Source organism: Millisia brevis NBRC 105863 (assembly GCF_001552615.1).
Taxonomy (GTDB): domain Bacteria; phylum Actinomycetota; class Actinomycetes; order Mycobacteriales; family Mycobacteriaceae; genus Millisia; species Millisia brevis.
Genome location: NZ_BCRN01000007.1, coordinates 160,393 through 186,590, shown reverse-complemented (window position 1 = coordinate 186,590; position 26,198 = coordinate 160,393). Strand labels below are relative to the sequence as shown.

Below are 26,198 nucleotides of genomic sequence, written 5' to 3'. Positions count from 1 at the left end.
GCACGCCGCTCGTCCCGGTCAGGACTCGGAGTGCCGCAGATGCACGTCGAGGCGGGCGGCGATGACCTCCAGGGCGTCCGCATCGTGCATCAGGGCCCCACGGGTCTCGATCGGCACGTCCGTGATCGCTCCGCGCACATGGCGCCGCCACTTCCACGGCTTCGGTTCGAAGTCGTCGTCCTCGTCCTCGTCGTCGGAGATCGCGACGGGGGAGAAGAACAGCAGATCGCCCACATACCGTCCGGGGTCGTGCTCGGCGGCCAGCCGTTCGAGCAGCCGCCCCCGTTCGACCATCCGGGTGACGTGGTCGATCGTGATCGACGGATCGTCCAACTCGCTGGTGAGGATCGTCGCGGCGCTGGCGGCGGTCACGACACCGTCGGTCTGCAGATCGATCGACTCCGCCAGCAGCGGCATCAGCTCGATCGGCGCGGCGACCTCCGGCCGCGGGTAGGCGTCGATCACCATCAGGTCGACCGTCTCGCCGAGCTTCTGGAGCTCGACGGCCATCGCGTGGGCGATCACCCCGCCGACCGAGAAGCCGAGGAGCCGGAACGGTCCCGTCGGTGCCAGCGGCCGGATCGTATTGATGTAGTCGCGCGCGATCTCCCCGATCGACGCGGGCTCCGGGGCGGGCCATTCGATGCCGCGGGCCTGGACGCCGTGGATCGGCAGGGCCGGGTCGACCAATTCGGCGATGCGCCGGTAGCGCCCGACCAGTCCTCCGGTCGGGTGGATCACGAACAGCGGCGGACGCAGACCGGGCCCCTCCGGCGATGAGAGGGTGATCACCGGCGCCAGGGGCCGGGGGGCCTCGGCGGTATGCCGCCCGGTCGAGCGCGGCTCGGCCGGCGCCGCCGTGGTGGACGACACGGTCGTGGACGACGACACGCTCGTGGACGACACCGCCGCCCCGGCGGTTGCGCTCCCCGCCAACCCGCTTCCCGCCGGCCCACCGCCCGACAGCCCACCGCCCGACAGCCCACCGCCCGATGTCCCGGCGGCAGCCGACGGTCCGGTACCGGACGGTGCTGATCCGCCGGTGCCGGCGGTGGTCGCCGAGGACACGGTCGCGTGTTCGGCGGTCACCTCGTCGGTGTCGGTATCGGGTGCGAACGAAACGACGAGCGGCTCACCGGCGTCCTCGGTATCGAGGGTGGGGGTGATCCGATGGTGCGTTCCGGTTTCGGTCATGGGTACTGCCTCTGCTTCGTCGGTCGGTGACGGGTCCCCGTCGGGCGTCGACCGCTGATCGGGTTCCCCCGGGGCGGTCGTGTCGACGGGGTCGGCCGGCGACGATGCGGCCGACCCGGGCGTGTCGTCGACGCTCGGTGGCGCCGGGGAAGTCTCGCTCGGCGGCTCGGGAGCCAGGCGAAGATAACGTACGGGAGCCCCTTCCGGCCGGCGATGGGCGTCGGTGCGGTACATCCGGGAGCCCGGCGGCCCGTAGGGGTCGGCGACCATCCGCACCGCGGTCAGCGCCGGGTTGCCGCGGAATCCGCGCAGGCCGGGATCGGGCAGGTAGTGCTCGCCGCGGGTGCCGGGGCCCAGGACCGGCGCCAGGTGACGGTCGAGCAGATAGGGGCCGGCCGCGTCGGGCCGCGAGACCTGCAGGATCATCGCCCGGTCGATCACGATGCCGTCGGGCGCGACCGGGCCTCGGCTCGCGGCGCCGCGTCCGGTCGGGGCGATCACCAGGGTCGCGCCTCCCGCGCAGGCGGCGGCGACCTCGACCGCGGCCTCGAGCGATCCGCGCCGGGTGCGGTGCAGCAGCCGGCTGCCGACGCCGATCCGGTGGACGCCGCCCAGCGCGCGGGCCAGGACGCCGATGCCCTGTTGGGTGAGGGTCAGGCCGGTGGCGGCCTCGTCGTCGGTGGTCGCGGTGAAGACCGGATTGTCGGGCAGCAGGCGGGCCGACCGCTCGCTCTCGGAGATCGGTGAGCCGTCGAAGTAGCCGATCGTGTCGACCAGGTCCTCGGAGGTCATCACGATCCAGTGGATCGTGCCGCGGACCGTCGGCAGCACCGCGTCGAGCGTGATGCCCATCGACGCGCCGGATCGGCGCAGCCGGTCGGTCCGGTCGGTCGCGGGCAGTTCGGGGTCGATCGGGGCGAACGAGGCCCCGGTCTTGGCGACCGCCCAGGTGGCCAGCACCGATTCCAGGGACAGCGGAACGTGGGTGGCGACGATCGTCTCCGGTCCGACGCCCTCGCTGATCAGGACGCGGGCGAGGCGGTTGGACCAGACGTCGAGATCCCGATAGGTCAGCTCGCGATCGCCGTCGACCACCGCCGCGACGTCCGGGGCGAGGGCGACACCGATCGCGAGCAGGTCCGGCAGCGACGCCGCCATGCGGGGCGGCGCCGGGTAGCCGTAGGACTCGACATCCTCCGGCGCGGGCCGATCCGGGTCCGCCTCGTTCGGGTCGGCGGGATCGGAGGGCTCGACGGTCGGCAGGATCGTGCCGACGTCGGGCGGCAACACCAGGCGGTGCAGCGGGATGACCCGCGCGTCCGGTCCCGGCTCGGGGGCGCGGGCCCGGTCGACGAGGTCCCCGAGGCTGGTCGCGCCGGAGGCCAGCGAGAACTGGTCGAGATGGGCGACGTAGTCGGCGAGATCGGCCGCCAACTCGTCGGCCGTGTAGAGGGCCGGATTGCCCTCGAAGTAGAGCTGCGGCGCCCGACCGGGGCCCGGCATCAACACCGTGAGGGTCAGGTCGGTCGTCGGGCCGGTGCACATCGGTTCGATGCGGCCGATCGCCTCGCCGAGGCGTACCTCGGCCGGGACCGACACCAGGTTGACCGTCGGCCCGAACGTGCCGATATGCCCGATCGCGTTCGCCGAGGCCGCCGGGATCTCCGAGGCGGGGAAGAGGCGATGGCGAGCGGTTCGCCGCATGGCGGCCAGCGTGCGGGCGACCAGGTGGTCGAGACGGACATCGCGGTCGCAGCGCACCTCGGTCGGCAGCGGATCGGCGGCCGGACCGGTGGGCCATCGGCATCCCCGCCGCGGGCTGGTCGGCAGCGCGAGGCCGAAGACGACGTCGTCGCGGCGGGTGCGGCCCGCCAGGTAGGCGCAGAACGCGGTGGTCAACACCGTCTCGACGCCGACCTGCGCGTACATCGCCACCGACGCGATCCGGCTCGCCACCGGAATCGGCAGGTCGGTGCCGGTGATCACGTTGGCCGGCGACGGCGGTGCGACGGCGGCCGCCGGGCCGATCGGCAGGCGCAGCCGGGAGACCAGTCCGTGCCAGTACTCCCGGTCGGCGGCGAAGCGCGGCGAGTCCCGATACCGGCGGTCGGAGTCCAGCGACGATCGGGGATCGCGGGCGGCCATCGGCTCGGCGACCCGCCCGATCAGCTCGGCGTTGTAGTGCGCGCAGACGCGGGCGAGCATCGCGGCCATCGAACCGCCGTCGTGCGCGACCCGGTGGACGCGGACGAACCAGATGTGCCGGTGGTCGTCGAGGCGGATGAGGGCGTGGCGAACCAGGCGCTCCCGGTTGATGTCGATCGGGGCGGCGAGTTCGCGACGCATCCACTCGAGGGCGGCGGCGCCGGGGTCCTCCCGGCCGGAGACGTCGATCGGTTGGGGAGCGGAGGGGGCGGCGTCGAGCTTCTGCCGGGGTACCCCCGGGTGGGCGCCGCCGGAGCGGACCACCAGCCGCGTCAGCGGGAGCGCGAATTCGGAGGCGGTGCGCGCGGTGGCCCGGGCGAAGACGTCGACCGACAGCGGACCGCTGATGTCGAGCCGATAGGCCGAGGCCATCGGGATCATCGGAGCCAGGTGCTGTGCCAGCCAGATACCTCGCTGCGGCACCGTCAATTCGAACGGCTCGTCGAGGGTATGCGACGCGGACTCGGGTGCCACGTCCGCCTCGATGCTCATGCGCGTCGCCCGGGCCGCAGGATGCGGCGATTAGCGGTGCATTCGGCGATCGACGGGCGTCGGCCGCTGTTCGTCGCGCGGTGCAGACCTGTCCCCGGCATCGATACGCTCCCCCCGGCCACTGATTCCCCCCGGATGTGCCATTGCGCCGACGTACCCTTCCGGCCGGCCGTTGGGCGCGGTCGGGCGGAGTCGCCAACGATCCGAATCATAGTCGCACGGCCGGAGTCGTCCGGGCATAACGGGCTGCCGTTGATCCCCGCGCATCGGTAGGCGACCGAACGTCGGTTGTTGGCGTGTGGGTGGACGCCACGCCGGTTTCTTTACAGACCGACCAGTCCGGCTGCGAGGGTGGGGATGTCGAGCAGATCGAGCGTCTGGCTGCGGATATCGGGGCAATACGCCTGCGTCGTATCGTCGATCACCGTCCGATTGGTCAGCACGCCCAGGTTGATTCCGCCGGACGCCGCCGCCCACGACTGCACGACCAGATTGAATCCGCCGCGCCCGAGTGTCGGGCCCTGAATACGCCAATTCGACAATTGCGCGCCGATATCGGAACACAGTCGCTGCGCCGCGCCGGAATCGACCGACGGGGCGGTGACGCCCGGTACTCCGGTCGCCGGCGCCGGGGCAGGAGCGGGTGCGACCGGTGGCACGGTCGTGGTCGCCGAGCCGTTCGATGCACCCTCGACGGTGATCGTGCAGCCCGCCGTGGCCAACGCGGCCGCACAGCAGATCGCCGCGATCGTCGTCCGCAGCGCCCTCGTGTGGTTGGTCATCGACCCTCCGTCCCAAACATCCCGCCCGTCACCATCCTGCCGGCCGGCGCCGCGGCCGGTGTGGTCCGCGGCGCCGGGCGACCGGTGCGGGATCGGGCCGTCGGCCCGGGTCGATCGGACGTCGATCAGAAGCTGTGGCTCGCGTCCGGGAAGGTGCCGCGGGAGACCTCGTCGCGATAGGCGACGGCGGCCTGTCGCAGGTGCTCGCCGACCGCTCCGAACGTCTTGACGAACTTCGCGGTACGCCCGCTGGTCATCCCGGCCATGTCCTGCCAGACGAGGACCTGCGCGTCGCATTCGACGCCGGCGCCGATGCCGACGGTCGGGATGGTCAGCTTGCGGGTGATCTGGCCGGCGAGGTCGGCCGGAACCATCTCCATCACCACCGAGAAGGCGCCCGCCTCCTGGACGGCCAGCGCGTCGGCGACCAGCTGCTCGGCGCCGTCGCCGCGGCCCTGGACCCGGAAACCACCCAAGCCGTTGACGCTCTGCGGGGTGAAGCCGATGTGGGCCATCACCGGGATGCCGGCGCGGGTGATCGCGGCGATCTGGTCGGCGACACGTTCGCCGCCCTCGAGCTTGACCGCCTTCGCGCCGCCCTCCTTCATCATCCGCATCGCGGATTCGAGGGCCTGCTGCGGCGAGGCCTCGTAGCTGCCGAAGGGCAGATCGGCGACCACCAGCGCGTTCGGTGCGCCGCGCACGACGCCCCGCACCAGCGGCAGCAGTTCGTCGATCGTGATCGGGACGGTGGTGTCGTAGCCGTAGACGACATTGGCGGCCGAGTCGCCGACCAGCAGCACCGGGATCCCGGCATCGTGGAAGACGCGGGCGGTCGAGTAGTCGTAGGCGGTGAGCATCGACCAGCGCTCGCCCTCGGCCTTCATCGCCTGCAGGTGATGGGTGCGGATCGGCTTGGTCAGCGCCGTGCTCGCGGCCGAGCCGCCGGTGCCGCCGTAGGGAGCCGTTGCGTGCATGGGGGAGCCATGACCCGTGGTGGACATCCTTGTCCCTCTTTCGTCGCCTCGAAGCCGGTCGAAAACACCGGTCTCCGGGATGGGTTGACGCGGCCCAGTGTGCCACCGCCCGGGGTCGCGCGCCGATGCCGAACCTGCACTGTGACTGTGTTATTCGTCACAAGCTCGGCGCGATATGCCGGGTCGATCGGTGCGCCGGGTCGCCGGTCGACCGAGCCGCGGAAATCGGACGCGAGCGGTCGGCGCGGGCCCCGGGTCCTCGGTCGCATGGCAGCATCACGCAGGTGGATTCGACGATGCGCAAGGCCGCCGGACGACGGTGGGCGACACTGCGATCCCGCCGGAGGAGTACCGGGCGTCCGGCCGCGCTCTCGGCGCTGGTGCTGGTCCCGATGGTGGTGGCGACCGCCTGCGGGAGCGCGATCGAGGGCGCCCCGCAGGCGGATACCGGTCCGGCCGTCCCGGCCGGGCTCGAACGGTTCTACGACCAGCAACTCGATTGGGGTGACTGCACCCTGCTCGACCTGGACTACCCGGTGAACGAGGGGGTCGAGTGCGCGCTGCTCGAGGTCCCGCTCGATTACTCCGACCCCGGCGGGACCACCGCGACGATCGCGGTCTCCCGCCGCGCCGCGGGATCGCGCGTCGGTTCGCTGATCACCAACCCCGGCGGTCCCGGTGCGGCCGGCACCTGGATGGCGGACCTGCCGGTACCGCCGAAGGTCGCCGAACGCTTCGACGTCGTCGGATTCGACCCGCGGGGGATCGGGGCGTCGCGGCCGCTGGTGCGCTGTCGCACCGACGCGGAGATCGATGCCGACCGCGCCGACCTCGATGTCGACATGTCGCCGGCCGGAATCGCCGAGACCGAGCAGGAATCGCGCGACTTCATCAAGCAGTGCGAGGACCGGGTCGGCACCGACGTGCTCGCCCGGGTCGGCACCGAGGACGTCGCCCGCGACCTCGACGTGCTGCGCGCGGCGCTCGGCGACCCGAAGCTGACCTACCTCGGCTTCTCCTACGGCACCCGCCTGGGCACGATCTACGCGCGACTGTTCCCGCAGAACGTGCGCGCGCTGGTGCTCGACGGCGTCGTGATCGACCTCGAGGCGGAGAGCCCGCAGGACGCGGCCTACGAAGCGGCCGAGGATGTCGTCGCCCAGCAGGCGGCCTTCCAGGCGGCCTTCGACGACTTCGCCCGCGACTGCACCTCGCAGCCGGCCTGCCCGCTGGGGACCGATCCGGCGGGTGCGGTTGCGCAATTTCGGGCACTGGTCACCCCGCTGATCGATCAGCCGATCCCGGCCGGCGACGGCCGGATGCTCGGCTACTCGGACGCGATGGTGGGCACCTACCAGGCGTTGTACAACTCGGCGCTCTGGCGGTCGCTGGTCGACGGGCTGGCCGGGGTCGCCGCCGGGCAGGGCGACCGGCTGCTGCAACTGGCCGACCAGTACATGGGTCGGGACGCCGACGGCAGCTATACCAACACCGACGACGCCTTCACCGCGGTGCGCTGCGTCGATGAGCCCGCGATCACCGACCCGGCGGTCGCCGCCCAATTCGATGCCCGCATCCGCGAGGTCGCCCCGTTCGCCGACTCCGGTACCGGCACCGGTGCGGCGCCGCTCGACGTCTGCGCCTTCTGGCCGGTGCCGCCGGCGACCCCGCCGACGACCGACCTGCCGACCGATCTGCCGCCCGCACTGGTCGTCTCGACCACCGGCGATCCGGCGACGCCCTATCAGGACGGCGTCTCGCTGGCCGACCGCATCGACGCCGGCCTGATCAGCTACACCGGCGAACAGCACACCGTCGTGTTCTCGGGTGTCGACTGCGTCGACTCGGTGGTCGCCGACTATCTGCTCACCCCGGAGAACGTCGGTCGAATCAGCTGCTGACCCCCACTGACGTGGGGGCCGTAACACAGTCTTAACGAACCGTGCCTAGCCTGACGACCATGGATCGCCAGAAGGAGTTTGTGCTCCGCAGTCTCGAAGAGCGCGAGATTCGGTTTGTCAGGCTGTGGTTCACGGACATCCTGGGCTACCTCAAGTCGGTGGCGATCGCGCCCGCCGAACTCGAGGGGGCCTTCGAGGAGGGCATCGGTTTCGACGGCTCGGCGATCGAGGGATTCTCGCGGGTCTCCGAAGCCGACACGATCGCGATGCCGGACCCGACGACCTTCCAGGTGCTGCCCTGGACGACCAGCGGCGGCCACCAGCATTCGGCGCGCATGTTCTGCGACATCCTCATGCCCGACGGCACCCCGTCCTGGGCCGATCCGCGTCACGTCCTGCGCCGCCAGCTCGGCAAGGCGGGCGACCTCGGCTTCAGCTGCTATGTGCATCCGGAGATCGAGTTCTTCCTGATGGAGAAGTTCGAGGCCGGCAGCCCGCCGATACCCGCCGACACCGGTGGTTACTTCGACCAGGCGGTGCACGACAGCGCCCCGAATTTCCGACGGCACGCGATCGAGGCGTTGGAGTCGGTCGGGGTATCGGTCGAGTTCAGTCACCACGAGGGCGCACCGGGCCAGCAGGAGATCGACCTGCGCTACGCCGATGCGCTCTCGATGGCCGACAACGTGATGACCTTCCGTTACATCGTCAAGGAGGTCGCGATCGACGAGGGCGTGCGGGCCACGTTCATGCCCAAGCCCTTCCGCGACCAGCCGGGCTCGGCGATGCATACCCACATGAGCCTCTTCGAGGGCGATACCAATGCCTTCCACGACGGCGACGATCCGATGCAGCTCTCCGCGGTCGGCAAGGCCTTCATCGCCGGCGTGCTCGAGCACGCCGGGGAGATCAGCGCGATCACCAATCAGTGGGTCAACTCCTATAAGCGGCTGATCCGGGGCGGCGAAGCCCCGACCAGTTCGTCCTGGGGACCGTCGAACCGTTCGGCGCTGATCCGGGTGCCGATGTACACGCCGAACAAGGCGTCGTCGCGTCGCGTCGAGATCCGCAGCCCCGATTCGGCCTGCAACCCGTACCTCGCCTTCGCCGTCCTGCTCGCCGCCGGACTGCGGGGGATCGAGAAGGGCTACGAACTGCCCCCGGAGGCGGAGGAGGACGTCTGGTCGCTCACCCCGGCCGAGCGTCGCGCGATGGGCTACAAGGAGCTGCCGACCAGCCTCGGCGATGCGCTGGTGGCGATGGAGCAGTCGGAACTGGTCGCCGAGACCCTCGGCGAGCACGTCTTCGACTTCTTCCTGCGCAACAAGCGCCGCGAATGGGAGGCCTACCGCAGCCAGGTCACCCCCTACGAGCTGGAGACCTCCCTGAGCCTGTAGCCGGGCGGGGCTCGCCGAGGGCCCGAGTCACCACCGGTGTCGAGCGCGGCGCACACCGACCGCGGCCGCCGCGGAATGGGTGATGCCCGCCCGCGGCCGGCTTCGCGTGCAGTATTTTCGGTGACGGCGGGTCGTCGAGGTCCCGCTTCCCGACCCTCCGGGCCCGAGGTCCGTCATCCGGACCCTGCCGTGGGCGTCGGGACAGCCCGCGAGGTTGGGGAAGGTACCGCGCCTATGTCGCCGACCGGCCGATCCGTCATACCCGGTCCGGGCCGTTTGGGCCTGCTGGAGGAGCGCTCCTCCGAGTATCTGGTGACCCTCGGATGGAACGACGAGGGCAGCGTCGAGCTGATGTGGGCGCTCTCGCGCTCGCCGAATCCCGACCTCGCCCTGCGCGCCCTGGTGCGCATGCGCGAGCAGTTGGGTGACGCGTGGCCGGAACTCGACACCCGGTTGCGGACGAGCAAGCGGCTGCGCGGCCGGCTCTTCGGGCTCTTCGGCTCCTCGATCACCCTCGGCGATCACCTGGTGGCCCAGCCACAGCGCTGGCATCTGCTCGACACCGACGAGATGCGGCTGCCGACCCGCGACCAGCTGATCGAACGGCTGCTCGCCGCGGTCGAGGCGGTCCCGGAGCAGGGTCCCAACGCGACCGAGCTGCTGCACCGGGCGGGGGTGACCGGTCCGAAGGCGACGCTGCTGCTGCGCGAGGCCTATCGCGACGAGTTGCTGCTGCTGGCGGCGCTCGACGTCGCGGCCGTCGTCGAGGACGAACCGGTCCTGCCCTTCCGGGAGGTCGGCGAACACCTGGCCGACCTGGCCGATGCCGCGCTGACCGCGGCGCTGGCCGTCGCGATCGCGGTGACCTTCCCGGGTCAGCCCTGCCCGGTGCGGCTGGCGGTGATCGCGATGGGCAAGTGCGGTGCCCGCGAGCTGAACTACGTCAGCGATGTCGACGTCATCTTTGTCGCCGAGCCCGCCGACCGGTACGCCGCGCGGCTGGCCGGTGAGTTGATGCGCTTCGCCTCGGCGACCTTCTTCGAGGTCGACGCCGCGCTGCGGCCGGAGGGCAAGCAGGGCGACCTGGTCCGCTCGCTCGATTCCCATCTGGCGTACTACCAGCGGTGGGCGAAGACCTGGGAGTTCCAGGCGCTGCTCAAGGCGCGGCCGATGACCGGCGATATGGAGCTGGGCCGGTGCTATCACGCCGCGGTCAGCCCGATGGTGTGGACGGCGTCCGAGCGTGAGGACTTCGTCTCCGATACCCGCGCGATGCGGCGCCGGGTCGAACAGAACGTGCCGGCCCCGATGCGCGAACGCGAGATCAAGCTCGGCTACGGCGGCCTGCGCGACGTCGAGTTCGCGGTGCAACTGCTGCAATTGGTGCACGGGCGCCTCGACGATTCGCTGCACGAGCGCGACACCCTCGACGCGCTGGCCGCCCTGGGGCGCGGCGGCTATGTCGGGCGCGACGACGCGGCCAACCTCGCCGCCTCCTACGAATTCCTGCGGGTGATCGAACACCGACTGCAACTGCAGCGGATGGTCCGCACCCACACCCTGCCGCCGGACGACGACGAGGAGGCGATGCGCTGGCTCGCGCGCGCCGCCCATATCCGTCCGGACGGTCGACACGACGCGGCCGGGGTGCTGCGCGAGGACCTCAAGCGCAATACCCGCCGGGTGCGGCGTCTGCACCAGAAGCTGTTCTACCGCCCGCTGCTCGAATCGGTCGTCCGCTTCGACACCGAGACGCTGCGGATGAGCCCGCAGGCCGCCGCCCGGCAGATGGCGGCGCTGGGCTACCAGGCTCCCGAACACGCCCTCGGTCACCTGCGCGCCCTGGTGGAGGCCCCCGGCCGGCGCGGACAGATCCAGCGGGTGCTGCTGCCGACGCTGCTCGAATGGTTGGGGGATACCCCGGATCCGGACAGCGGTCTGCTCGCCTATCGCCGGCTGTGCGAGCAGGTCGGCGACGCGCAGTGGTACCTGCGCACCCTGCGCGACGAGGGGCCGGTCGCCGAGCGGCTGATGCACGTCCTGGGCACCTCGATCTACCTGCAGAACCTGCTGCTCAAGGTCCCGGAGATCATCCGGATCTACGGCGACGGTCCGGCGGGTCCGATGCTGCTGGCCGGCGAACCGGAGGACAGCTTCCGGGCGATCCTCGCGTCCTCCGCCCGCCACGACGATCCGGTGCGGGCGGTCGCGGCGGTGCGGGCGCTGCGCCGGCGCGAACTGGCCCGGATCGCCTCGGCCGACGTCTTGGGGTTCCAGGACGTCCGGCAGGTCTGCAAGGCCCTGTCGTCGGTCTGGGCGGCGGCGATCAACGCGGCGCTCGACGCGGCGATCCGCGCGAGCGTGCGCGATCTCGGCGAGCCGGCGCCGGCGAAGATCGCGGTGATCGGCGTCGGCCGGCTCGGCGGCGCGGAACTCGGGTACGGCTCCGACGCCGACGTGCTGTTCGTCTGCGAGCCGCGCGAGGACGCCGACGAGAGCGGTGCGGTGCGGTGGGCCAATCAGATCGCCGACCGGCTGCGCACGCTGCTGGGCGCCCCGAGCGCCGATCCGCCGTTGCAGGTCGACGCGGATCTGCGACCGGAGGGCCGCAGCGGGCCGCTCGTGCGCAGCCTCGAGTCGTACCGGGTCTACTACGACAAGTGGGTCGAACCCTGGGAGGTGCAGGCGCTGCTGCGCGCGCACCAGGTCGCCGGGGACGAGGATCTGGGAATCCGCTTCCTGCACATGGTCGATCCGATCCGCTATCCCGAGGGCGGGGTCTCGCCCGAGACGGTCCGCGAGATCCGGCGGATCAAGGCCCGCGTCGATTCCGAACGACTGCCCAAGGGTGCCGATCCCAAGACGCACACCAAGCTCGGGCGCGGCGGACTGACCGATATCGAGTGGACCGTGCAATTGCTCCAATTGCGGTTCGCCGGGCGGTATCCCAGCCTGCACAACACCTCGACCCTCGAATCGCTCGACGCGTGCGAGAAGGAGGGGCTGCTCTCCGGTGACGACGCCGCCCGATTGCGGGACGCGTGGTTGTTGGTCACCCGCACGCGAAATGCACTCGTGTTGGCAAAAGGTAAACCGACCGACCAGCTTCCGACATCGGGTCAGGTATTGAATGCGGTGGCCGTTATTGCTTCCGATCGGTCTGTTTCCGGTGGCGATTTTCTGGACGAGTATCTGCGGATCACCCGTCGTGCGCGTGTGGTGGTCGAGCGAATCTTCGGTGAATAGCGGGCGGGCCGCCACCGCGGTCCTGCGCGGTTGTAAAGCCGGGTCGGTATTGCGGTAGTACGCTCCCCATTGCCGGGTGTTGCGGACGCCCAATTGTTCGTGCGGGCGTTCGCGGGGCCGGGTGGGGCCGAACGCCGCTGACGCCGGAATAGTCTCGTACCGACCGGTATCCGCGAAGTTGAGGAAGACGAGCGGGCATATCCACTAGACTGCGTGCATCAGCAGGCTGCGGGGGGCGGAGCTGCCATGACGGTGAGTTGGATGACGGCCGGCGAATACGACGGCGCGGATCGGATGAAATCCGGGGCGGTGCCGCGTGGATTTCGGGAACGCGGAATTGCGGGGGTTCGCGCCGCGACACTTCCGACGCCGGAACGTATGCGTACGCCCGGTCGAATGATCGACCAGGTGGGTTGTCGATCACGTGAACGACAAATCTCCGCTGTCGAATTCGGTGAGTTGTTGCGGGTGCGCACCGATCGAATTGTCGACCGCTACCGATCGGCATTGATCGCCGATCGACATCCGATCGTGGACGACGCCCGGGTGTGGCCGGATTACGCCGATCACGCCCGACGGGTGGTCGCCGATTGCACGGTCACGCTGGCGACCGAGCGGGTGTCCGTCGCCGAGTCGGTCGCCGGTTACCGACTGATGGCGCAGCGCGGGCACGACGTGGGGATGCCACCGGAGGAGGAGATCCGGGCGGCGTCGCTGCTGTTCTCGGTGGTCCTGCACGAGGTGCGCGCCCTGGTCGCCGAGGATCGTCGCGGGGTCGAACGGATCGCCCTCGCGGCGGAGGTGCTCCGGGTGATCACCGGGATGCACCTCGAGCAGGCCGCCCGCCGCCACGACGACGCCGCCCTCCGGCGCGACCGCCGCCGTAGCGAGGACGAACGGCGTCGGCTCGCCCGGGATCTGCACGATCGGGTGGGCAATACGATCAGCGCCGCGGCCCGCCGCCTGGAGATCCTCGAGGCGGCACAGCTGGCGGGCGCCTCGACCACCGCGGATGCGATGCAGCCCGCGGTATCGGCGCTGACCGCCGCGATGCACGAGGTCTCGGATCTGACCACCGCGCTGCGCGCCGGACTGTCCGGGCCGCGTCTACCGGCCGGCTCCGGCCGCGACCCCGGCGCCGGCAGCGCCGCCGGTTACGGCTCGGGCACCGGCGAGCGGGAGGCGATCGCGACCGTCGACCTGCGGGTCGCCCTCGAATCGGCGGTCGCCGCGATGTGCCTCGAGTCGACCTCGGTCGCGATCCGGGTGGTCGGGTCATCGGCGTGGTTGCCGGATCGCACCCGCGACGAGGTGTTCGTGATCGTCCGTGAGGCGCTGCGCAATGCGGTGCGGCATTCCGGCGCCGCGGCGATCACCGTCGAGGTCGATATCGCCCCCGATCGGGTGGTCGCCGTCGTCGTCGACGACGGTGTCGGCTTCGACGCGGCGCGGACGACCCGCACCAACGGGCTCAGTTCGATGGCGGAGCGGGCGGAGTTGCTCGGTGGGGAGGTGGCCGTGACATCTCGTCCGGGACAGGGGACTTCGGTGCTGGTGCACATTCCCGCACGAATGGTGCGATCGGCGTGACGGCTCCGATCTCGGTCGCCGTCGTCGATGACCACACGCTGTTGCGCGGCGCGCTGTGCGACATGATCAACCTGGAGCCGGATATCGGGGTGATCGTCGATGCGCCGAGCACCCGCACCGCGCTGTCGAAGGTCGCTGCGCAACGGCCCGACGTGGTGATCCTCGACGTCGAGATCCCGGGGGAGGACGTGCGGGAGAGCATCCGCGCGATCAACACCGCCAGCCCGGATTCGTCGGTCCTGATCGTCACGATGTACGAGGACCTGAACCTGGTGCAGGATCTGCTGGACCTCGGCATCTCCGGATATCTGCACAAGAGCGCCAGCCGCGAGGCATTGCTCTCGGCGATCCGCGGTCGCACCGACGGCACCGGCCAGGTGGTGGTGCACATGTCGCGGCGGATCGTGCCGATGCGCGAGCGCGTCGACGGCCCGCCCGTACCGGCCGGGCCGCTGACCGCCCGGGAACGCGAGGTCCTCGGCTGCGTCGCCGAGGCGCTGAGCAATCGGCAGATCGCCGGCAAGCTCGGCATCTCCGAGGGCACCGTCAAACGGCATCTGCGGCGCATCTTCGACAAGCTCGACGCGGTCTCGCGGCTCGACGCGGTCAACCGGGCGACCGCGGCCCGGATGATCTCGCCGCGCACCAGCCGCCTCGGCTGAAGGGTCGAACCGAAAAGCCGGCTCGACCACCGCAGGGGTGGCCGAGCCGGCTTTCGGAGTGGATCAGTACACGTCGCGCACGTAGCGCTTGGCGCGCTTGAGGTTTGCGACGTACTCGTCCGCATCGGCCGGCCCCTTGGCCCGGTGGGTTTCGATGATCGTGCGCAGCGCCGAGTCGACGTCCTTGGCCATCCGCGAGGCATCGCCACAGACGTAGATATGCGCGCCGCGCTCGAGCCAGTCGTACAGCTCCTTGCCCTGTTCGAGCATGCGGGTCTGCACGTAGATCTTCTGCGCCTGGTCGCGGGAGAACGCCAGGTCGAGCCGATCGAGCACCCCCGAGGACGAGAACGCCAGGATCTCCTCCTCGTAGATGAAGTCGTCCGCGCGGTGCCGGTCGCCGAAGAAGAGCCAGTTGTCACCGCCCGCCCCGCGCGCCGCCCGCTCCTGCAGGAAGCCGCGGAAGGGCGCCAGGCCGGTGCCGGGGCCGATCATGATCATCGGCAGGTCGTCGTCGGTCGGCACCCGGAAGGCCGCATTGGGCTGCAGGTAGATGCCCACCGGATCCTCCTCGCCGAGACGATCGGCCAGGAAGGTCGAGCAGACGCCGCCGCGGATCCGGTCGTCGCCGTAGCGCACCGACGCCACCGTCAGGTGGATGCGATCCGGCGACGCCAGCGGGCTCGACGAGATCGAGTACGCGCGCTGCTGCAGCGGACGCAGCATCCCGCAGAATTCCTCGGCGTCGAAGCCGCAGCCCGGGTGTTCGCGCAACAGGTCGATCGTGTCGCGACCCCACAGCCAGTTCTCCAACGACTCGCGCTCCGGGCGGGCGAGCAGCGCCGCCAGTTCGCCCTTCGGATGACGCTGGGCCAGTGCGGCCATCAGATCCTTCGACGGCAACCGGATCTCGAGCGCATGCGACAGCCGCTGCGCCAGGGTCTCCTCACCGACGGTGGCATCGCCATCGAGCTCGAGATGCCCGAGCATCTCCTCGACGAGCACGGTGTCGTTGAGGGGCACCACCGCGAGCGCGTCGCCGGCGGCGTACTCGATGCCGCTGTCGCCGAGCGCGAACTCGTAGTGGCGAATCTCCTTGTCGCTGCCCGGTCCCGAGATGACACGGTTGGCCACCAGCCGCGACGGGTACGGCGACTTGCGCGACCACTTCTTGGTCGACGGGGCCGGGGTGGTCGGGATCGACGCGGCCACCGGGGCACCCGTGGTCGCCGGGGCCTCGGCCGCCAGTCGGCCGACGACATCGGTGATCCAGGCGGTCGCCGGCTCCTCGAAGTCGACATCACAATCGACGCGCGGAACGATCCGCTGGGCCCCCAACTGCTCGAAGCGGGTGTCGATCAGCTTGCCCGCCTGACAGAAGTCGTCGTAACCGCTGTCGCCCAGGGCGAGCACCGCGAATCGGGTCGACTCCAGCCGCGGCGCGGCCGGCGAACCGAGCGCATCCCAGAACAGCTCCGCGTTGTCCGGCATCTCGCCCTCACCGTAGGTGGAGGTGATCACCAGTACGTGCGAGGCGGCCATCAGCTTGTCGATCGGCATATCGTCGAGGTGGGTCACGTTGGCGCCGAGGTTGTTCGAGCGCAACGTATTCGACAACTGACCGGCGAGCTCCTCGCTGTTGCCGGTCTGGGTACCCACCAGGATCTCGACCGTCAGCGTCGCGACCGACTGCTCGGGCTGGTCGCGGCGCGCGGCCGCGATGCCCGCAAGGAAGCCCGCCAACCAGTTCTGCTGGGCATGGGTGAACGGCGCATCGGCGGGAATCGAGAGGGTCACGGCTGGGCCACCCATTCGGTCGGGGCCGCCGGGGCGAACCGGGTCAGGTCCTCGAGGGCGGCGGCGGCGAGCAGTTCGTCGAAGCGGGAACGATCGGTGCGCGCATCGTTCTTGGCCTGCTGATGCAGGATCCACGCGTAGGTGCCGGGGGCGTCCATGCCCCAGACGTTCCGGCGGCGCAGCGAGGACTTGTAGTCCGCCAACCGCTTCGAGGCGATCAGCGTGGCCAGCTGGGTGTCGTCGAAACGCTCCAGACGCTGGCGCAGGTGGCGGACCACCCGCTGCATGACGTTGAAGTCCTCGGTGAGCACCAGCTTGCGGGCCGCCTCCTGGACGCGCGGATCATCGGGACCGGTCGCCCCGGAGACCCGCTCGAGCGCCACCTCGCGGGAGAGCGCCAGCACCGTATAGGAGGCGAGCAGCGCGTAGACGTCGGGCGACTCGAGATCGCCGAACGTCGGGACGCGCCCACCGGCCACCGGGTTGCCGTCGCGGTAGTCGATCTTGAACGAGCGCAGCCGATCTCCGGCGACCGAGGCGGCCAGCTCGTCGAGCAGTTCCTTGCGCGACTTGGTCGCCAGGATGCGATCGCCGTCCTGCGAGAGCAGCAGCGCCCGCGGCATCGCGACGACCACGTGCTCGCGCACGGTGTCCCAGTCGACCAACAACTGCTTGGCCAGCGTGGAGTCGGTGGCGTCGAGATGCCAGCGCAGCATCGTGAGCACCGCCTGCTCGTGGAACTCGCCGTGCTCGTGATCGGTGAGCGAGTTGAGCACCACCGAGTCGGCGCTGACCAGATCGGGCAGTCGGCCCTCCGGGTCGTACTGGTAGAGGAAGCCGCCGCTCATGCCGTTGGCGACACCCTTGCCGAAGCTGCCCAGGTTGAGCACCGACCCGTTGGTCATGTACTCGCAGCCGAACTCGCCGATCCCCTCGACCACCGCGGTGGCGCCGGAGTTGCGGACGGCGAAACGGTCGCCGGCCTCACCCTGGATGAAGGTCGCGCCACCGGTCGCGCCGAAGAGCGCGAAGTTGCCGATCAGCACATTGCCGCCGCGCACATCGGAGCCGCCGCCGGGCGTGCGCACGATGATCCGACCGCCGCACTGCCCCTTGCCGACACCGTCGTTCGCGACGCCGGTGTGGATCAGGGTGATGCCGTCGTTGCAGAACGCGCCGAACGACTGGCCGGCCGTGCCGGTGCTCGAGACGCGCACCGAATCCTCGGCCAGGAAGCGGCGGCCGCGCTCGTCGGTCAGCACCGCCGGCAGCTCGTCGAGCGCCGCCGGGTCGAGCTGATGGTTCAGGGCCCGCTCGATGTCGATCGACAGCTGTCCGCCGACCGACTTGTTGCGGTTGCGCAAAGCGACCCCGCCGATCGCGACCGACTCCTCGCCGCGGTCGATCAGCGCCCCGCGCACCACCTCGAGCAGGTGGTCGTCGACGCTGAAGTCCTTCTCCAGGTAGACCGGATCGGTGACGATCACCTCGTCGACCGGGGTCAACATCGCCCGCACATCCAATCGGCCGACCGCCGCGGGATGTTCGAGCAGCTGCAGCAGGTCGGTGCGACCACGCGCCTCGCGCAGCGACCGCAGGCCGAGCCGGGCGAGGATCTCGCGCACCTCGTGCGCGATGTTGAGCAGGTACTGGGCCAGGGCCCGCGGATCACCCTCGAACGCTTCGGAGTTCGTGGTCAGGCCGGCCGGACACTTGATATTGCAGTTCTTGGCCATCACGCAGCCGAGCATCATCAGCGCCGTGGTGCCGAACTCGAAGCTGTCGCCACCGAGCAGCGCCGAGGTCACGACGTCCGAACCGGTCTGGTGCGCACCGGAACACCGCAGCACCACCTTCTGCCGCAGGCCGTGCGCGGCGAGCGCCTGGTGCACCTCGGTGACGCCGATCTCCGCCGAGCGGCCCGCGTACTTGAGGCTGGTCACCGCGGCGGCGCCGGTACCACCGGTATTGCCGGCGACGTTGATGACGTCCGCGCCGGCCTTCGCCACGCCGACCGCGATCGTGCCGATGCCCTCCGAGGAGACCAGCTTGACGATCACCCGCACCCGGGCGGCCTTGCAGTCGTGGATCAGCTGAGCGAGATCCTCGATCGAGTAGGTGTCGTGATGCGGTGGGGGAGAGACCAGTTCGACACCGGGGGTGCCGCCGCGGGCGGCGGCGATCTCCACGGTGACCTTCGGCGCGGGCAGCTGACCACCCTCGCCGGGCTTGGCGCCCTGGCCGATCTTGATCTCCAGCTCGCGCAGCATCGGGTCCGCCAGATAAGCCGCCCACACCCCGAACCGGCCGGAGGCGAACTGCTTGATCCGCGACCCGCGGATCGTGCCGTGCCGGGTGTAGTGTTCGCCGCCCTCACCGCAGTTCGACAGGCCGCCCACCATATTGGTGCCGTGTGCCACCGCCTCGTGCGCGGTGGCGACCAGGGCGCCGTGGCTCATCGCGCCGGAGGCGAGCACCGCGCTGATCTCGTGCGCGGGCTGTACCTGCTCGAGCTCGATGCTGCCGGGGGCCTCGCGCAGCAACTGCAGGTAGCTGCGGGCGCGTCCCTCGACGACCACCGTCAGGCCGGTCTCGTCGATCGAGTAGCTGACCACCCCACCGGGGAAGGCCGCCATCAGGAAGTCCTTGAGCGCCTCGTAACGCGCCGGGCGGACCGCCTTGATGTCGCGCAGCACCAGATGGAAGGTGTCGTCGTCGCGCTGCTCGATGCCCAGCCCGCGCACCAGCAGGCTCGCATTGCCCTCCAGGTTGAACCGGCGCAGCTCGCGCTCGAATTCCTCCGGAGCGCGCAGCGCGGTGATGTCGGCGGGCAACGCCAACACATCGCGCAGCGCCGAGGGGCGGCGGGAGCGCTCGAGGATCGTCGTCGAGACGAACTCGCGGTAGCCGGGGGTGATCGTGAAGGCGTCGATCTGCTCCGGGGTGAGCTGCTCGTAGCCGGCGTTCTGGTAGGCCTCGTCGGTCAGCCCGAAGGAGTCGCCCAGCTGGTTGAGGGTCAACAGCCGCAGGGAACTGTCGGTGTCCTCCGTGGGAGCGAAACTCACCGGCTCCTCGACCATCCCGGTGAAGCCGCGCACCGCGGTCAGACCGTAGGAGTGTCCGGCGCCGTCGACGCGCTCCTTGAACAGGCCGAGCATCGGGATATCGCCCTCGCCCTCCATCTGGAGGGCGCGGCTGTGCCAGTCGGTGGCCGCCGAGGCGATACGGGTGAAGCCCACCCCGCCGACCGGCGCGTCGAGATGCGGGAAGAACCGCTTGAGCACCGGGTCGGTGGTGTCGAGGTAGTTCGGCTCGAAGAACTCACCGCCGATATAGCTTTCGACCGTACAGAGCCCGACGCGCCCCATCGTCTTGGCCAGCGACTTCTCGGCGGCCTTGCGGAATCGCTTGAGCGCGAGGTCGGTTTCGGTGTACTCGCCGGCCGGCGCCGGGGGACTGGGGTACTTCTCCTCCGCGCGCAGCCGGGCGCTGATGCTGTAGACCGCCGAGGCGCCGAAGCCCAGCGCGCTGGCGATGTGGTGCGGCGACGGCATCTGACCGCTCTCCGCGACGATCGACACCCGCAGGCGCAGACCGGTCGCGATCAGCCGCTGGTTGACCGCCGCGATCGCGATCAACAACGGCAGGGCGGCGCGCTCGCGCGAGACGCTGCGGTCGGTGATCACCGCGATGCCGCCCTCGCCGCGGGCGAACTCCTCGATCTGGTCGCAGAGCGACTCGACCGATCGGAGCATCGAGACCGCGTTCTCCTCGCTCGACTCCGGGAAGGGCTCGTAGAGCATCCGGAAGCGGCGCAGCGGGGCGACGGTCTGCTCGCGCAGCCGCACCATGTCGAGGTGGCCGAGGATCGGGGAGGAGATGACGATCTGCTTGCGGCGGGTATCGCCGCCGTCGGGCTTGGCGCCGAGCGCGACCCGCATGCTCATGCCGTCGGCCTCGCGGATCGAGTCGAGCGGCGGGTTGGTCACCTGGGCGAAGCGCTGCGAGAAGTACTTCGCCATGCCGCCCTCCTGATCGGAGAGGGCGTTGATCGCGTTGTCGTAGCCCATCGCCGAGATGCGCTCGGACCCGTCGGAGATCATCGGATCCATCAGGAACCGGAAGCTCTCCTGGTTGAGCGAGTAGGCGACGTAGCGGCCGGCGAGGCTGAGCCCACCGTCGTAGCCGAGCGTCGAGGTGGTGCGATTGATCGCCGGGGCGGGCAGATCGTCGAGGTTGACCCGGGCGTCCTCGAGCAGGGTGCCGTAGTCGCGGCGGGCGGCCAGCATCTCGAGCGACTCGGCGGTGCGGCGCACCTTGCCGGTGCGGTGGTCGAGGAAGAGCATGCCGCCGGCCTCGATGCGACCGCGGTGGGTCACCGTCTCGTCGGCGAACGGCACCTGGCCGGCCTCGGAGGAGACCACCAGGTACTCGTCGGTCTCGACGGTGCGCAGCGGGCGCAGACCGAGCCGGTCGAGGCGCGCGCCGATGATGTCGCCGTCGGAGAAGATCAGTGCGGCGGGGCCGTCGTTCTTCTCCTCGTAGAGCGAGAAGTATTCGAGCATGTCGCGCACCGGGCCCGAGATGCCGCGGTCGTTCTCCCAGGCCGGCGGCATCAGCGAGACGACCGCCTCCACCAGTTCCAGGCCGTCGTCGAAGACCCGGCTCTGCAGCGTCTGGTCGAGACGGGAGCTGTCGGACTGGCCGGGCGGGCGCACGATCGTGCGGGACCGCGAGCGGGCGAGCGCCTCGTCGGAGAGGCGGTTCTTGCGGTCGGTGTTGAGCTCGCCGTTGTGCGCCATCATGCGGAACGGCTGCGACATCGACGGATGCGGCTCGGTGTTCGTCGAGAAGCGGGTATGGAAGTACATGGTGCGCACCGAATGCCGCGGATCGCGCAGGTCGGTGAAGTAGCGGACCACCTGGCCGGCGGTCAGCCGCCCCTTGAGGACCTGGGTGCGGGCACTGAGCGAGATCGGGTACAGGCCGTCCAGCTCGCCGGAGGTATAGGCCGCCGCCTCGATGGTCAGCAGGGCCGCGTTCGCGGCGCGGTCGACCTGCTCGCGCGTCCAGTCGTCGGGTCCGACGAAGATCCACTGCACGATCGGCAGCTGCAGCGGGACCGCCGCGGGCCGGGTGGCGGTGTTGTCGACCGGCACGTCGCGCACCAGCACGACCGACAGGCCCTCGGCCACGAGGGTGTCGGTGATCAACTGCTGCGCGGCCGCCCACTGGTCGCGATCGGCGGGCATGAAGAAGTTGCCGACGCCGAAGAGTCCGGCGGTCAACTCCCGCCCGGTCAGCGCGCCGAAGAACTCGACCGACAGGTCGATACTGACGCCCGCGCCGTCGCCGACGCCCTCGGAGGACATGCCGCCGCGGTGGGGGATGGCGCAGAGGGCCTGTTCACCATTGACGATGACGTCGTGGTGCGCGATGCCGTCCTTGCGCGTGATGAAGCCGACGCCGCATGCACTCGATTCGCGAGAGGGATCGTGCAGGCCGACGCGGGGACGCGCTACATACATATGTGCTCCTGGACGGCAACAGCCGCAAACTAGGAGCGACGCGACGCTGCGGCGCTCGACGCTGATCGGCGGTCATCGGGTCACGACGACGCAGCCGTATGTCAACAACGGTAAAAATCATTTTAGGCCAAGCTTTGCCCCCGGGGCATGTGATGTATGCCGGCGGTGCAGTTTCGGGCCGGAACCCGCCCGATCGGCCGGGGCTTGACTGTGCCCCGAGGGCACACCCTAGCGTTTCGGACATGGTCGACATCGCCCCTGGAAGACACCTGTCGTGAGCACGCCACCGCCCGCCGCCGCGCCGACGGCCGCCCCCGCGCCGATGCGGGGGCGCAGCATCGCGCCGGACCTCGCCCGCGGCGCCATGCTGCTGCTGATCGCGATCGCCAACGCCCCGATGCTCCTGTGGGGGTACGACAGCGGACTCTTCGGTGGGCACTCGCTCGACGGCAGCGTCGCCGACCGAATCTCCCAGACGATCTCGATCACCGCGATCGACGGCCGGGTCTACCCGATGTTCGCCCTGCTGTTCGGCTACGGGATCGTCCAGCTCTACACCCGCCAGACCGCGGCGGGGGTCGACCCGGCGCAGGCGCGGCGGCTGCTGCGCCGGCGGCAATGGTGGATGCTCGCCTTCGGCTTCGTCCACGCGGCGCTGCTCTGGTACGGCGACATCCTCGGCACCTACGGTCTGGTCGGCCTGCTGCTGGTGTGGCTCTTCCTCGATCGCGCCGACCGCACCATCCGCCGCTGGGTGATCTGGTTGACCTCGCTGCTGACGGTCGTCATGCTGCTCGCCGCCGTCGGCGGGTTCGTCGGCGGCTCGAGCATGCCGGTGCCGTCGCCGGGCGGCGGCGTCGCGGCCTTCGGGTCGAGCGAGGAGCCCAACTACTTCATCGCGGCCGCCAAGCGGATCGGGGAGTGGGCGATCTTCAATACGCCGGCCGGCCTGTTCGGGTTCGTCGTGCCGATCGCGGTGCTGGTCGGCTTCCTCGCCGCGCGCCACCGGGTGCTCGACCGCCCGTCCGAGCACATCCCGCTGCTGCGGCGGACCGCCGTGATCGGCCTGACCATCGGCTGGGGGACCGGACTGGTCACCGCGCTGCAGAACCTCGACGCCTGGGGGCTGGGCCGTTCCTTCGATCCGGCCTTCGTCTCGGTGCAGTACCTCGGCGGATTGTTCGGCGGTGTGGGCTATGTGGCCCTGTTCGGGCTGATCGCCGTGCGGCTCGAACGCGGCCGGGAGGTGCGCGGGGGGTCGACCGGCCCGATCTCCGAGGCGGTCCAGGCGCTCGGCAAGCGCTCGTTGAGCGGATACCTCGTGCAGTCGGTGGTGCTCGCTCCGGTGCTGTGCGCGTGGGGCCTGGGCCTCGGCTCGACGATGACCAGCTGGTCGGTGACGGTGCTGGCGATCGCGATCTGGATCGTGACGGTGTTCGCGGCGGCCGCCTACGAACGGGCGGGTACCCGGGGGCCGGCCGAACGGCTGCTGCGCTACCTGGCCTACCCGCGGAGGTAGGCCGGCTCGGCGCTGCCCGGCCCGGGCCGTCTGGGCGCTGCCCCGAGCGGGGGCCGTCGTGTTACCGTCGCACGGTTATCGAGGGGGGATCCTCGTAATTCGGACGCAGCGTCGGTGGCCTGTCCCGATCGGCGGTTCGATACGTCGACCGCGCAGAGGGTTCCGATGGGGTGGAGTACGCGGCAGTTGGCCCAGATCGCCGGTACCACCACCAAGGCGGTGCGGCACTATCACGAGATCGGCCTGCTCGACGAGCCCGAACGCGACTCGAACGGATACAAGCAGTACGGCATCCCCGACCTGCTGCGACTGTTGCGCATCAAGCGCATGCGCGACGTCGGAATGCCCCTGGCGCAGATCTCGACCCTCGACTCGCCGGACGTGCCCGTCCGGGAGATGCTGCGCGACCTCGATCGCGACCTGGAACAGACGATCATCCGGCTCCAGCAGGTGCGCACCACGCTGTCCGAGATGCTCGACAGCGGTGACTCGGGACAGCTGCCACCCGAGCTGCTGGCGGTGGGGTCGAAGTTGACCGAGCCGGAGCGGGTGTTGATGAATCTGCTCTCCTGCGCCCTGCCGGCGGAGCGGTTGGCGGACCTGCGCACGATCATGGACGACCGGACCCCGGAGGACGAGCAGTTCGACACCCTCGCACCCGACGCGGACGACCGGACGATCGCCGATCTGGTCGAACGGATGGTCCCGCAGGCCCTCGCCAACTACGTCGAGTATCCGTGGATGTCCGAATCGGAAACCCCCGCCGGGGAGGCCGCCTTCGATGCTCTCGAGGACATCTTCAACCCGGCACAGCTGAAGGTCATCAAGGGCATCCACCGCGCCGTCGTGAACCGCTGATGGTCGACACCCCCGCACCCCGCGACGGCGCCCGCGTCGGTCCCACCCCGATGCGCGGCCGCAGCATCGCGCCCGATCTCGCCCGCGGGACGATGCTGGCACTGATCGCCGTCGCCAACGCCTCGTGGTTCCTGTGGGCGGCCGAGGGGGAGGTGGAGGGGGTCCAGGCGGGGTATGCGAGTACCGCCGACTGGACGGTCTGGGCGATGTCGACCGTCGCCGTCGCCGGGCGCGTCTATCCGATGTTCGCGTTCCTGTTCGGCTACGGCATCGTGCAGCTCTACCGCCGGCAGACCGACGCCGGCGTCTCCGCGCAGGAGGCGCGCCGTCTGCTCCGGCGCCGCCACTGGTGGCTGGTGGTGTTCGGGGCTGTGCACGCCGCTCTGCTGTGGGACGGCGACATCCTCGGGGCCTATGGACTGGTGGGTCTGCTGCTGGTGTGGCTCTTCCTCGACCGGCGCGATCGCACCGTCGGCCTGTGGCTGCTCGGACTGACCGCGGTCCTGATCGCGGCGGTGGCTCGGTCGAGCGTGCTGAGTTGGCGGGTCGGCCCGACCCCGCTGATCTCGCTGCCCACCCCGGAGGGCGTCGAGGACCTCAACTCCGTCTCCGACCCCGACATCGTCGTCGCCCTGGTCAAGCGCATCGCGGAATGGGGGCTGGACGGAACCGTGCACACGGTGTTCGGATTGGTGGTGCCGATCGCGATGCTGTTCGGCATGTCGGCGGCGCGCCGGCAGGTGCTGGAGAATCCCGCCGATCACCGCGGCCTGCTGAAGTGGACGGCGCTGATCGGGCTGACGGTCGCCTGGGGTTCCGGGTTGCTCGTCGCCCTGGTCGGGTTCCAGGGCTGGGGCGGCGACGGGGGCTACGACCTGGTGTCGATCCCGGCCTTCTATCTGGGCGGCCTCGCCGGGGGCCTCGGATACGTCGCGCTCTTCGGACTGATCGCCGAGCGACTCGAGCGCGTCCACGACGCGCGCGGCACCACCGGCCGCTGGTCGGGGGCGTTGCAGGCGCTCGGCAAACGGTCGCTCAGTGGCTATCTCGCCCAATCGCTGATCCTCGCCCCGCTGCTGTCCGCGTGGGGGCTCGGGCTCGGATCGCAGCTGTCGATCTGGTCGGTGGTGGTCGTGGCCCTCGCCGTGTGGGGAGCGACGCTGTGGGTGGCGACGATCCACGAGCGGGCCGGGCGTCGCGGTCCGGCCGAGCAACTGCTGCGCCGGTTGACCTACCCGTCGTCGACCTCCTGATCCGCCGCGACGCGGTGCGGTAGCGCGACCTGCTCGCGTGGTACCGCGGCCGCGTGCCGATCCAGGGCGGTCACGGGCCGGCGGGGATTGCCCGATAACCTGCACGGGTCATGTTCACCCTCCTCGCGGCGCTGGCCGGTCTGGCGATCATCGACGCGTTGGACGTGCTGCTGGTCGCGGTGACCGCGATGGTGATCCTCGACAGCCGCCTCGCCCGCCGTTCTCCGGTGCCGGGCGCCCTGAGCTTCCTCGGCGGGGTCTTCGCGGTCACCACGACGTTCGGGTTGCTCACCGTGCTGGGTGTCGGATGGCTCACCGAGGTCTTCGACTTCCGGATCACCCCGACGCAGCGGTACTGGGCGCAGCTGGTGGTCGGCATCGTCTTGCTGATCCTGGGCAGCCTGCGGCTGTCGTCGGCGGGACCGGGGTTGCCCGACTGGGCGGTCCGGGCGAGGCGCCGCCCGGTGATGCTGGCCGGGCTCGGGGTGGTGGTCGGCCTCGGGCAGGCGCCGACCGCGGTGCCCTACCTCGCCGGCCTGGCGATGCTCGCGACCCGCGATCCGCGCCCTGCGCTGTGGCCGTTGATCATCGTCGCCTATTGCCTGCTCGCGCTGCTGCCGCCGCTGGTGATCCTGCTGGCGTCACTGTCCCGCTCCGCCCGGTCGCGACAATTCCAGCGCGCCCTGATGCGCGGCCTCAACCGCTTCGGCCCGCCCGCGGTGCGCGTGATCTTCCTCGTCGGGGGAGTGGGGTTGATCGTCGACGCGCTGCGGCACTACCCCATGCTCTGGTAGGCG

At 70.4% G+C, this 26,198-nt stretch carries 14 protein-coding genes; 9 read left to right on the top strand and 5 right to left on the bottom strand.

Annotated features, from left to right (window positions below):
* Positions 1 to 18: 18 nt before the first annotated feature.
* The 3 genes from MB1_RS12175 to panB form a co-directional block, all read right to left on the bottom strand.
* Positions 19 to 3,891 (bottom strand): thioesterase domain-containing protein, encoded by a 3,873-nt coding sequence (locus tag MB1_RS12175; protein WP_066907227.1) that lies wholly within the window; start codon positions 3,889 to 3,891, stop codon positions 19 to 21.
* Between the two features lie 323 nt (positions 3,892 to 4,214).
* Entirely contained in the window at positions 4,215 to 4,673 is a 459-nt protein-coding gene (locus MB1_RS12170; RefSeq protein WP_066907224.1) for a hypothetical protein, read from the bottom strand.
* Between the two features lie 125 nt (positions 4,674 to 4,798).
* Positions 4,799 to 5,650: a 3-methyl-2-oxobutanoate hydroxymethyltransferase gene (panB, locus tag MB1_RS12165; RefSeq protein WP_066907470.1), complete on the bottom strand. Its 852-nt coding sequence runs from the start codon at positions 5,648 to 5,650 to the stop codon at positions 4,799 to 4,801.
* Positions 5,651 to 6,042: 392 nt separating this feature from the next.
* On the opposite strand from panB, the gene MB1_RS12160 reads away from it, so the two are divergent.
* The 5 genes from MB1_RS12160 (at position 6,043) to MB1_RS12140 (ending at position 14,446) form a co-directional block, all read left to right on the top strand.
* Positions 6,043 to 7,551, top strand: a complete 1,509-nt coding sequence (locus MB1_RS12160) for an alpha/beta fold hydrolase (protein ID WP_439646941.1) — start codon at positions 6,043 to 6,045, stop codon at positions 7,549 to 7,551.
* A 59-nt stretch (positions 7,552 to 7,610) separates the two neighbouring features.
* Positions 7,611 to 8,948, top strand: a complete 1,338-nt coding sequence (gene glnA, locus MB1_RS12155; protein WP_066907220.1) for a type I glutamate--ammonia ligase — start codon at positions 7,611 to 7,613, stop codon at positions 8,946 to 8,948.
* Positions 8,949 to 9,182: 234 nt separating this feature from the next.
* Complete coding sequence (locus tag MB1_RS12150) at positions 9,183 to 12,194, top strand: bifunctional [glutamine synthetase] adenylyltransferase/[glutamine synthetase]-adenylyl-L-tyrosine phosphorylase (RefSeq protein WP_066907217.1); 3,012 nt, start codon at positions 9,183 to 9,185, stop codon at positions 12,192 to 12,194.
* Positions 12,195 to 12,590: 396 nt separating this feature from the next.
* A complete protein-coding gene (locus tag MB1_RS12145; RefSeq protein WP_066907214.1) occupies positions 12,591 to 13,784 on the top strand; it encodes a sensor histidine kinase in 1,194 nt (397 codons plus the stop codon).
* Entirely contained in the window at positions 13,781 to 14,446 is a 666-nt protein-coding gene (locus tag MB1_RS12140) for a response regulator (RefSeq protein ID WP_066907211.1), read from the top strand. The genes MB1_RS12145 and MB1_RS12140 overlap by 4 nt, the downstream gene beginning before the upstream one ends.
* Before the next feature lie 63 nt (positions 14,447 to 14,509).
* Here the strand turns inward: MB1_RS12140 and MB1_RS12135 are convergent, their stop codons facing one another.
* Together MB1_RS12135 and MB1_RS12130 are read right to left on the bottom strand one after the other, a co-directional pair.
* On the bottom strand, positions 14,510 to 16,258 hold the full coding sequence (locus MB1_RS12135; RefSeq protein ID WP_066907208.1) for a diflavin oxidoreductase: 1,749 nt from the start codon (positions 16,256 to 16,258) through the stop codon (positions 14,510 to 14,512).
* On the bottom strand, positions 16,240 to 21,771 hold the full coding sequence (locus MB1_RS12130; protein ID WP_066907204.1) for a glutamate synthase-related protein: 5,532 nt from the start codon (positions 21,769 to 21,771) through the stop codon (positions 16,240 to 16,242). Before MB1_RS12130 ends, MB1_RS12135 begins: the two co-directional genes overlap by 19 nt.
* A gap of 274 nt (positions 21,772 to 22,045) precedes the next feature.
* Here MB1_RS12130 and MB1_RS12125 point away from each other — a divergent pair, with 274 nt between their 5' ends.
* The 4 genes from MB1_RS12125 to MB1_RS12110 all read left to right on the top strand — a co-directional run bounded on the left by MB1_RS12125 (position 22,046) and on the right by MB1_RS12110 (position 26,195).
* Entirely contained in the window at positions 22,046 to 23,290 is a 1,245-nt protein-coding gene (locus MB1_RS12125) for a DUF418 domain-containing protein (protein ID WP_245650152.1), read from the top strand.
* 165 nt (positions 23,291 to 23,455) lie between these two features.
* The gene (locus MB1_RS12120; RefSeq protein WP_157084031.1) at positions 23,456 to 24,148 is read left to right on the top strand and encodes a helix-turn-helix domain-containing protein; all 693 of its coding nucleotides are present in this window, start codon (positions 23,456 to 23,458) and stop codon (positions 24,146 to 24,148) included.
* Positions 24,148 to 25,401: a DUF418 domain-containing protein gene (locus MB1_RS12115; protein WP_084351619.1), complete on the top strand. Its 1,254-nt coding sequence runs from the start codon at positions 24,148 to 24,150 to the stop codon at positions 25,399 to 25,401. Before MB1_RS12120 ends, MB1_RS12115 begins: the two co-directional genes overlap by 1 nt.
* Before the next feature lie 110 nt (positions 25,402 to 25,511).
* Positions 25,512 to 26,195, top strand: coding sequence for a GAP family protein (locus MB1_RS12110; protein WP_066907200.1), 684 nt, complete (start codon positions 25,512 to 25,514; stop codon positions 26,193 to 26,195).
* Positions 26,196 to 26,198 lie beyond the last annotated feature (3 nt).

Bases quoted from the DNA above. Each gene is read 5' to 3' on its own strand.
- MB1_RS12135 (WP_066907208.1), bottom strand. From the start codon at position 16,258: ATGGGTGGCCCAGCCGTGACCCTCTCGATTCCCGCCGATGCGCCGTTC.
- MB1_RS12120 (WP_157084031.1), top strand. From the start codon at position 23,456: ATGGGGTGGAGTACGCGGCAGTTGGCCCAGATCGCCGGTACCACCACC.
- MB1_RS12175 (WP_066907227.1), bottom strand. From the start codon at position 3,891: ATGAGCATCGAGGCGGACGTGGCACCCGAGTCCGCGTCGCATACCCTC.
- MB1_RS12145 (WP_066907214.1), top strand. From the start codon at position 12,591: ATGATCGACCAGGTGGGTTGTCGATCACGTGAACGACAAATCTCCGCT.
- MB1_RS12110 (WP_066907200.1), top strand. From the start codon at position 25,512: ATGTTCACCCTCCTCGCGGCGCTGGCCGGTCTGGCGATCATCGACGCG.
- MB1_RS12160 (WP_439646941.1), top strand. From the start codon at position 6,043: ATGGTGGTGGCGACCGCCTGCGGGAGCGCGATCGAGGGCGCCCCGCAG.
- MB1_RS12115 (WP_084351619.1), top strand. From the start codon at position 24,148: ATGGTCGACACCCCCGCACCCCGCGACGGCGCCCGCGTCGGTCCCACC.
- MB1_RS12150 (WP_066907217.1), top strand. From the start codon at position 9,183: ATGTCGCCGACCGGCCGATCCGTCATACCCGGTCCGGGCCGTTTGGGC.
- glnA (WP_066907220.1), top strand. From the start codon at position 7,611: ATGGATCGCCAGAAGGAGTTTGTGCTCCGCAGTCTCGAAGAGCGCGAG.
- MB1_RS12130 (WP_066907204.1), bottom strand. From the start codon at position 21,771: ATGTATGTAGCGCGTCCCCGCGTCGGCCTGCACGATCCCTCTCGCGAA.
- panB (WP_066907470.1), bottom strand. From the start codon at position 5,650: ATGCACGCAACGGCTCCCTACGGCGGCACCGGCGGCTCGGCCGCGAGC.
- MB1_RS12170 (WP_066907224.1), bottom strand. From the start codon at position 4,673: ATGACCAACCACACGAGGGCGCTGCGGACGACGATCGCGGCGATCTGC.